Raw genomic sequence first — 8021 nt, forward strand, 5'->3', positions numbered from 1 at the left:
CTCGTTTTGCGAGGCTTCTTCCTGTTTTCCCCACCATTCATAGTTTCACGCTGCTGACAGTGTTACCCTTTACGCATGAGATAGAAGGGAGATTATCTGTGGCCGTTCATTTACTTATCGTCGATGCTCTTAACCTGATCCGCCGTATCCATGCGGTACAGGGGACGCCTTGTAAAGACACCTGCCTGCACGCGCTGGAGCAGCTTATCCGCCACAGTGAGCCCACCCATGCGGTCGCGGTATTTGATGACGAAGCCCGCAACACGGGCTGGCGACACCAGCGTCTGCCCGACTACAAAGCCGGACGCGCCCCGATGCCGGACGATCTTCACGCTGAATTGCCCATGCTGCGCGCTGCATTTGAACAGCGGGGCGTTCCCTGCTGGGGTGCACAGGGAAATGAAGCAGACGATCTCGCGGCCACCCTGGCCGTAAAGGTGGCAAGCGCCGGACATCAGGCCACTATCGTTTCAACTGACAAAGGCTACTGCCAGCTGCTCTCCCCGACTATCCGCATTCGCGACTATTTTCAAAAACGCTGGCTGGACGCGCCGTTTATTGCCAGCGAGTTCGGCGTCTCGCCCGAGCAGCTGCCGGACTACTGGGGGCTGGCAGGCATCAGCAGTTCTAAAGTTCCGGGTGTCGCCGGTATTGGGCCAAAGAGCGCCGCGCAGCTGCTGAACGATTTTCAGAGTCTGGAAGGGATTTACGCCCGTCTGTATGAGGTACCGGAAAAGTGGCGCAAGAAGCTGGAGGCGCATAAAGAGATGGCGTTTATCTGCCGGGAGATCGCAACGCTACAGACGGATTTACAGCTGGACGGGAATTTACAGCAGCTGCGGTTAGAACGTTAATATCCCCTCACCCTAACCCTCTCCCCATGGGGGAGAGGGAACTTCTCGGTGCGGTCTTTTCCTCCTCGCCCCTTTGGGAGAGGGCCGGGGTGAGGGGCAATCAGCGGACTATCGCTCGTCGCGACGTCCGCCAACCGCAGCCCACCAGCGACGAATATGCACCGTCACCTCTTCACGGTCGTGGTACAGCTGACGCGCCTGCATCTCCACGTTAATACCGTGTTCGTCCATCTGCTCCTGAATGTAGGCGAGGTTCTGCGACACTTCCTCATAGCGCTTTTTCATCGGCAGCTTGAGGTTGAAAATGGTCTCACGGCACCAGCCGTTCACCAGCCAGGAGGCCATCAGCGCGGCCACTTTTGCCGGTTTCTCAACCATATCGCACACCATCCACGAGATGTTGTTACGGTTCGGGCGATAGCGGAATCCGTCTTCACGCAGCCAGGTAACCTGCCCGGTGTCCATCAGGCTTTGCGCCATTGGGCCGTTATCAACGGACGATACCCACATATTGCGTTTCACCAGCTGATAGGTCCAGCCGCCCGGGCACGCGCCAAGGTCGACGGCGTACATGCCGTTTGCCAGACGCTCATCCCACTCATCTGCCGGGATAAAAACGTGGAACGCCTCTTCCAGCTTAAGCGTGGAACGGCTTGGCGCATCGGACGGGAAGCGCAAACGCGGAATACCCATAAAGAAGGGAGAGTTGTTGGTGGTGTACGAATAGCCTGTATAGCAGCAGCCCGGTGCGATAAAGAAGATATGCACCACCGGACGCTTCGGCGTTTCGTAGTTCGTCAGCACGCCCGCATCACGCAGCGCCGCACGCAGCGGCACGGTGAACTTACGGCAGAACTTCATCAGCTCTTTACTTTCGTTGGTATCCGCCACTTCAACGCGCAGATCGCCGCCCTTCTCCACCACGCCCTGCAGCATGCCGACAATAGGCGTGATGCGGTCTTCCGGCGGAAGATCCTTCAGCAGCTCACCCGCGACAAACATCTGGCGAGCAAAGATCAGCGAGCTGAACGGCAGCTCGCGCGCCAGCTTGTCCGCGTCTTCAGGCTGATAGCACTCGAATACCACATAGCCCGCGTTTTCTTTTACGCGGGCAAAGCCGAAGACTTCGCGCTTCGCCGCTTTATCGGTAATTTCCGCGGCGCACTCTTTCTCAAACCCCGGGCGACAATATAAAACAACCTTATTCATGAACAACGCCCTTGCGTTTCAGACGGATAGCTCCGATAAACATTAATACCCAACCCGCCAGGAAGCTGAAGCCGCCGACAGGTGTAACGAACGCCCACAGGCGCAGATGTGAGAGCGCAAGGCAGTACAGGCTACCGCTAAACAACACGGTACCCAGCGCCATAAACACGCTGCTCCAGTAAAACCAGATACTGATACGACGCTGCATCGCCACCGCCAGCCCAAAAATAGCCAGCGTGTGGAACGCCTGATATTCAAGGCCGGTCTGGATCCAGCCCATCTCTACTGCGCCTAAAGACTTGCTTAATACATGTGCGCCAAAGGCGCCCAGTGCAACAAAAATAAAGCCACTCACCGCGGCAAAAATCAGCATGAATCGGCTGGTCATGTTTAAGTCCTGAGTTGATGCGTGCCCGGCACACAAACGTTATTGCTCATACCTGAAGCGGAATTTTTCTTGCTCGGTTGCCGCTTTCGCCAGTATCCACTGCCGGAAGGCGGCTATTTTACCCAGTTCTGCCTGACTGTCATGACAAACCAGATAAAACGCATTCTTGCTGACCAGTACATCATTAAAAGGGCAAACCAGGCGGCCTGCCTCAATTTCGGACTGCGCCATGACGTTGTTCGCCAACGCCACGCCCTGCCCGTGAATGGCAGCCTGTAACACCATCGCACTGTGGCTAAAAATGGGTCCCTGCTGCACGTTAATATGTGTAAGACCTAATTGACGGGTATAAGTTTGCCAGTCGCGGCGAGAGGCATCATGCAAAAGCGTATGCTGAGCCAGGTCAGCGGGTGACTTCAACGCCTTCTCACCCGTTAACAGCAGAGGAGAACAGACCGGCAGGAGATATTCTGCGTATAATTTTTCAACGCGCAAGCCCGGCCAGTTACCGCGACCATAAAAAATGGCGACATCTACGTCATCGGCGAGCTTGTCCTCCTGACGATCTACTGCCTGGATTCGAACGTCAATCCCCGGATAAGCTGAGTTAAAGCTTGAGAGTCTTGGCACCAGCCAATGAATGGCAAAACTGGGCAATAAACTGACGGTCAGAGCACCTTTTGCACTGCGAGCCTGCAGCTTTCGCGTGGCTTCCGTAAGCTGCGAAAAAATCTCTTTAATATCCTGAAAATAGCTCTGTCCCTCTTCGGTCAACAGCAACGAACGGTTGCGTCGACGAAACAGCTTAAGGCCCAGAAAATCCTCAAGAGACTTGATTTGGTGACTTACTGCGGCCTGTGTCACAAAAAGCTCATCTGCTGCGCGGGTGAAGCTCAGGTGACGTGCTGCTGCATCAAAAACACGTAATGCATTAAGGGGTGGCAATCGCTTTGACATGGTTATCTGGCTTAGATGTTAACGGATTTTAACAAACAGGAAACAACGCTTAACCTATTAGTTTTTTTTATCTGAGCCATTATAATTTGTCCGTTGAGGAACTACCAGCAAATACCTATAGTGGCGGCACTTCCTGAGCCGGAACGAAGAGCTTTTTTCGGAATGCGTGTTCTGAAGGGCTTTTGGCTTACGGTTGTGATGTTGTGTTGTTGTGTTTGCAATTGGTCTGCGATTCAGACCACGGTAGCAACGCTACCAATTTTTCACTTCCTGTACATTTACCCTGTCTGTCCATAGTGATTAATGTAGCACCGCCAATTTGCGGTGCTTTTTTTTCGCCTGCGATCTGTTAATGCTCGATCTCTTTCATCTCTTTCACGTCCGTGCGGTTGATCTGCTGCTTGTTCCCGTTAGCATCTTTGTACGAAATCATCCCGGTATCATTATCGGTAGTCGGTTTCCCTTCCGAAACGATAGAACGACCATCGTTGGTGTGCATCACGTAGTTGTTACCAGAACACGCGCTCAGGGCAAAAGTAAACGCACAGGCAGAAATGATTGCAGCTGTCTTATTCATGATTATTCTCCTTTAGCAATTAATGCTATTCAAACCTCGATTTATAACAGGCTAAAACATCCGCCTAACACTATTTAGCATAACCTGCTTTTTTGAGGTCGTAAGGATAAGCAGACAATTCTGATAGATATCAACCTCCTTGCCCTGCCGCTGAAATTGCGCGACGATCGCTATATTGAAATGAGGAATCCCATGAACGCTTTCAGTCCTGCGCAGTTCCGCGCACAGTTTCCGGCCCTGGCCGATGCCGGTATTTACCTGGATAGCGCCGCGACCGCCCTTAAGCCACAGGCGGTGATTGAGGCCACGCAGCAGTTCTACAGCCTGAGCGCCGGGAACGTGCATCGCAGCCAGTTTGCCGAAGCCCAGCGATTAACCGCGCGCTACGAAGCCGCACGCGATCAGGTCGCGCGCCTGATCAATGCCGAAAGCGGGAAAAACATCGTCTGGACGCGAGGCACCACCGAAGCCATCAATATGGTGGCCCAGTGCTACGCGCGCCCGCTGCTTCAGCCGGGCGATGAGATCGTCGTCAGCGAGGCGGAACATCACGCCAACATGGTGCCGTGGCTGATGGTGGCCGAGCAGACGGGCGCACGCGTGGTGAAGCTTCCACTGGGTGCAGACCTTCTGCCCGACGTGGCCCGTCTCCCCGAACTGATTACCCCCCGCAGCCGCATTCTGGCGCTCGGACAGATGTCGAACGTTACGGGTGGTTGCCCGGACCTCGCTCAGGCCATTCGCATTGCCCATGCCAGCGGGATGGTGGTGATGGTCGACGGCGCTCAGGGCGTGGTGCACTTCCCCGCTGATGTGCAGGCGCTTGATATCGACTTCTATGCCTTCTCAGGACATAAGCTCTACGGGCCAACCGGTATTGGGGCGTTGTACGGCAAGCCAGAACTGCTGGCAAAAATGACGCCGTGGCTGGGTGGCGGTAAAATGATCACCGAAGTGTCGTTCGATGGCTTCAAAACTCAGGATGTTCCCTATCGCCTGGAGGCCGGTACGCCGAACGTTGCGGGTGTGATTGGCTTAAGCGCGGCGCTGGAGTGGCTGGCAGAAACAGACATCGTTCAGGCTGAAAGCTGGAGCCGGGGGCTGGCGACGCTGGCAGAGGAAGAACTCAAAAAGCGCCCGGGTTTCCGCTCGTTCCGCGTTCAGGATTCAAGCCTGCTCGCCTTTGATTTTGCGGGCGTTCACCATAGCGACATGGTGACGCTACTGGCCGGGTACGGCATTGCCCTGCGTGCCGGACAGCACTGCGCCCAGCCGCTGCTGGCGGCGCTCGGCGTTAACGGTACGCTGCGCGCCTCGTTCGCGCCCTATAACACACAAAGCGATGTTGACGCGCTGGTCGCCGCCGTTGACCGCACGCTTGAAATACTGGTGGATTAATGACTAGCGCTGCTTTAGCCGGACATCCGTTTGGCACCGTCATCACAGAAGAGACCTTAAAACAGACCTTCGCCCCGCTCCAGCAGTGGGAAGATAAATATCGACAGCTGATCCTGCTGGGTAAACAGCTCCCTGCCCTTTCAGACGATCTTAAAGCGCAGGCGAAAGAGATCGCAGGCTGTGAAAACCGCGTCTGGCTGGGCGTGAGCGTCTCCGGCGAGAAGCTGCACTTCTTCGGCGACAGCGAAGGCCGCATCGTCCGGGGCCTGCTGGCCGTATTGCTGACCGCTGTGGAAGGGAAAAGCGCGGCGGAATTGCTGGCACATTCGCCGCTGGCGCTATTTGATGAGCTTGGGCTGCGCGCGCAGCTCAGCGCCTCGCGCGGTCAGGGGTTGATCGCGCTCAGCGACGCGGTACTGGATGCCGCACGCCAGGCTCAGGCCTGACGTTCCGCCTTCGCCATCATTTTCTTGAGGGCGTGAGACACCGCCACAAAGCCGAAGGAGGCGGTCACCATGGTGGCCGCTCCAAAACCTGAGGCGCAGTCCATTCGTTTTGGCCCTTCCGCCGTGCTTTTCATCGCGCAGACTGAACCATCCGCCTGCGGGTAGACCAGCGCTTCCGTCGAGAACACGCAGTCGACGCCGAGCTTGCCTTTGCTGTTCTTCACCACGTTAAAATCGCTCTTCAGGCGTTCACGCAGCTTGGCCGCCAGCGGATCCTGGATCGTTTTCGCCAGATCGGCCACCTGGATCTGCGTCGGATCGATTTGCCCGCCCGCACCGCCGGTGGTGACCAGCGGCACCTTGTAGCGACGGCAGTATGCGATCAACGCCGCTTTTGGCCGCACGCTGTCGATGGCGTCAATCACATAGCTGTAGCCTTTGCTCATGTACTCCGCGACGTTATCTGCCGTCACAAAGTCGTCGATCACCGTCACGCGGCACTCCGGGTTGATGAGACGAATACGCTCCGCCATCACCTCGGATTTTGCCAGGCCGACGCTATCACGCAGCGCATGGATTTGACGGTTAGTGTTGGTGACGCAAACGTCATCCATGTCAATCAGGGTAATTGCGCCAATACCGGTTCTCGCCAGCGCTTCTGCCGCCCACGACCCCACACCACCAATGCCCACGACGCAGACGTGCGCATCCGCAAACAGCTGCAGGGCTTTTTCACCATATAAACGTGCCGTTCCGCCAAAACGCTGGCGCCAGGCGTCGCTGATTACCACAGACATAAAACCTCAGATGTAAAAAGGGTGAGGTTTTCCTCACCCTGAACAGTAATCCGTATTGTGCTCAGAATACCACAATCAGCCGCTGAATACGTTTCCAGCACCCGGCGCCGCCTTCAGTACCCACACGCGTCCGTAGTGGTTATACCAGCCCGCGCGATGGCCTGCGTCAGGGCCAATACCCTGATAGATGTCGAAGTGCTGGCCTTTAATTGCCCCGCCGACGTCCAGCGCCACCATCAGACGCAGCTCATACTGACCGTTGAACTTGCCGTTATTGTCCAGCAGAGGGACTTCAGCCAGCAGCGTGGTGCCTGCAGGAATAATCGAACGATCCGATGCTACCGACGCGCGGCCAATCAGCGGAACCGCGCTGGCCCCTTTCACCGGCGCGAAGTTTTGCGGTTTGAAGAAGACGAACGACGGGTTCTGCTCCAGCAGCTCGCGCACCTCGGCTTCGCTGTGTTTCTCGCCCCACTCGCGGATCGCCTGCATCGACATATCTTCTTTCTTCACTTCGCCGCGGTCGATCAGCACCTTACCGATACTGCGATAGGCGTGGCCGTTTTTCCCGGAATAGCTGAAGAAGTTAAGCGGCGACCCGTCGCCAAAATCAATGTAGCCGCTGCCCTGAACGTCCATGATGAAGTTATCCATCAGGGAATTGCTGTAGGCCAGAACGTAGTTTTCGCTTAGCGCACCGGCGTAGATCTCAGCGCGAGACGGCAGACGACCGCGTTTTGGCGGCATACGGTAGATAGGATACTGGAACTCGCCCTGACGCGAGTGCCGTGCCTGGATAACCGGGGTGTAGTAGCCGGTAAACTGGACGTTGCCGTAGTTGTCGGCCCCTTCCATCTGCCAGGCGTCGATACCAAACTGGCGCATGTTGCGCGTATCGCCGCCTGCTTTCAGCCAGTCCTGGACCGCGTTATACACGCTACTCTGGGTACCATACAGACGCGGCGACGCGGTGCGGATCTGGTAGACCTGCTCGGAGAAATCACCGGCATTAATCGGTGCGCCGACGGCATCAGGCTGATTAACTAAAGAGAAAGGCTGGGATAACTTCCCGTCTTTATACTGTTGACCGCGATCGGTCGGTTTGGAAGAACAGGCCGCAAGAATCGCTACCATTGCGCCCGCCATCAGATACTTCGCCCAACGTCCTTTCATTATATCTCGTCTTTAAGTTGCCCATTTCCGCGTGATGAAGATAACAAACCGCCAGGGCTAATGAAATGCAATCGCATACCCTTTGGCAAATTTTGCGCAAAAAATAGTCCAAACAGAGCCATGTCGTTCAATTTGCATACAAAATCATGATTTATGTGAAAAAGGGGTTGCATCACAAACCTATCCGAGTATAGTGCGCATCCACGGACGCGGGGTGGAGCA

The 8021-nt window shown here is 55.8% G+C and carries 9 protein-coding genes; 3 read left to right on the plus strand and 6 right to left on the minus strand.

The features are described 5' to 3' along the window. Positions 1-98: 98 nt before the first annotated feature. Positions 99-854 carry a flap endonuclease Xni gene (gene xni / locus INF68_RS02275; RefSeq protein ID WP_126785844.1) on the plus strand — a complete coding sequence of 252 codons (756 nt, stop codon included), beginning with the start codon at positions 99-101 and terminating at the stop codon, positions 852-854. Positions 855-962: 108 nt separating this feature from the next. Here the strand turns inward: xni and rlmM are convergent, their stop codons facing one another. The 4 genes from rlmM to INF68_RS02295 form a co-directional block, all read right to left on the minus strand. Beyond that, positions 963-2063, minus strand: coding sequence for a 23S rRNA (cytidine(2498)-2'-O)-methyltransferase RlmM (gene rlmM, locus INF68_RS02280; RefSeq protein WP_126785843.1), 1101 nt, complete (start codon positions 2061-2063; stop codon positions 963-965). Next, positions 2056-2451, minus strand: a complete 396-nt coding sequence (locus INF68_RS02285; RefSeq protein ID WP_023309031.1) for a DUF423 domain-containing protein — start codon at positions 2449-2451, stop codon at positions 2056-2058. The genes rlmM and INF68_RS02285 overlap by 8 nt, the downstream gene beginning before the upstream one ends. A 39-nt stretch (positions 2452-2490) precedes the next feature. Then, positions 2491-3408: a glycine cleavage system transcriptional regulator GcvA gene (gene gcvA / locus INF68_RS02290; RefSeq protein WP_023309032.1), complete on the minus strand. Its 918-nt coding sequence runs from the start codon at positions 3406-3408 to the stop codon at positions 2491-2493. A gap of 349 nt (positions 3409-3757) precedes the next feature. Continuing rightward, complete coding sequence (locus tag INF68_RS02295; RefSeq protein ID WP_008499648.1) at positions 3758-3985, minus strand: YgdI/YgdR family lipoprotein; 228 nt, start codon at positions 3983-3985, stop codon at positions 3758-3760. Between the two features lie 192 nt (positions 3986-4177). Here INF68_RS02295 and csdA point away from each other — a divergent pair, with 192 nt between their 5' ends. Then, positions 4178-5383, plus strand: coding sequence for a cysteine desulfurase CsdA (gene csdA / locus INF68_RS02300; RefSeq protein ID WP_126785842.1), 1206 nt, complete (start codon positions 4178-4180; stop codon positions 5381-5383). After that, complete coding sequence (gene csdE / locus INF68_RS02305; RefSeq protein ID WP_023333259.1) at positions 5383-5829, plus strand: cysteine desulfurase sulfur acceptor subunit CsdE; 447 nt, start codon at positions 5383-5385, stop codon at positions 5827-5829. The genes csdA and csdE overlap by 1 nt, the downstream gene beginning before the upstream one ends. On the opposite strand, the gene tcdA is transcribed toward csdE, so the two are convergent. Both tcdA and mltA read right to left on the minus strand, forming a co-directional pair. Further along, a complete protein-coding gene (tcdA, locus tag INF68_RS02310; RefSeq protein WP_008499651.1) occupies positions 5820-6626 on the minus strand; it encodes a tRNA cyclic N6-threonylcarbamoyladenosine(37) synthase TcdA in 807 nt (268 codons plus the stop codon). The genes csdE and tcdA overlap by 10 nt on opposite strands. 75 nt (positions 6627-6701) lie before the next feature. Continuing rightward, positions 6702-7799 (minus strand): murein transglycosylase A, encoded by a 1098-nt coding sequence (mltA, locus tag INF68_RS02315; RefSeq protein WP_126785840.1) that lies wholly within the window; start codon positions 7797-7799, stop codon positions 6702-6704. Positions 7800-8021: the final 222 nt, after the last annotated feature.

This window comes from Enterobacter cloacae complex sp. P16RS2, assembly GCF_014982155.1.
Taxonomy (GTDB): domain Bacteria; phylum Pseudomonadota; class Gammaproteobacteria; order Enterobacterales; family Enterobacteriaceae; genus Enterobacter; species Enterobacter cloacae_M.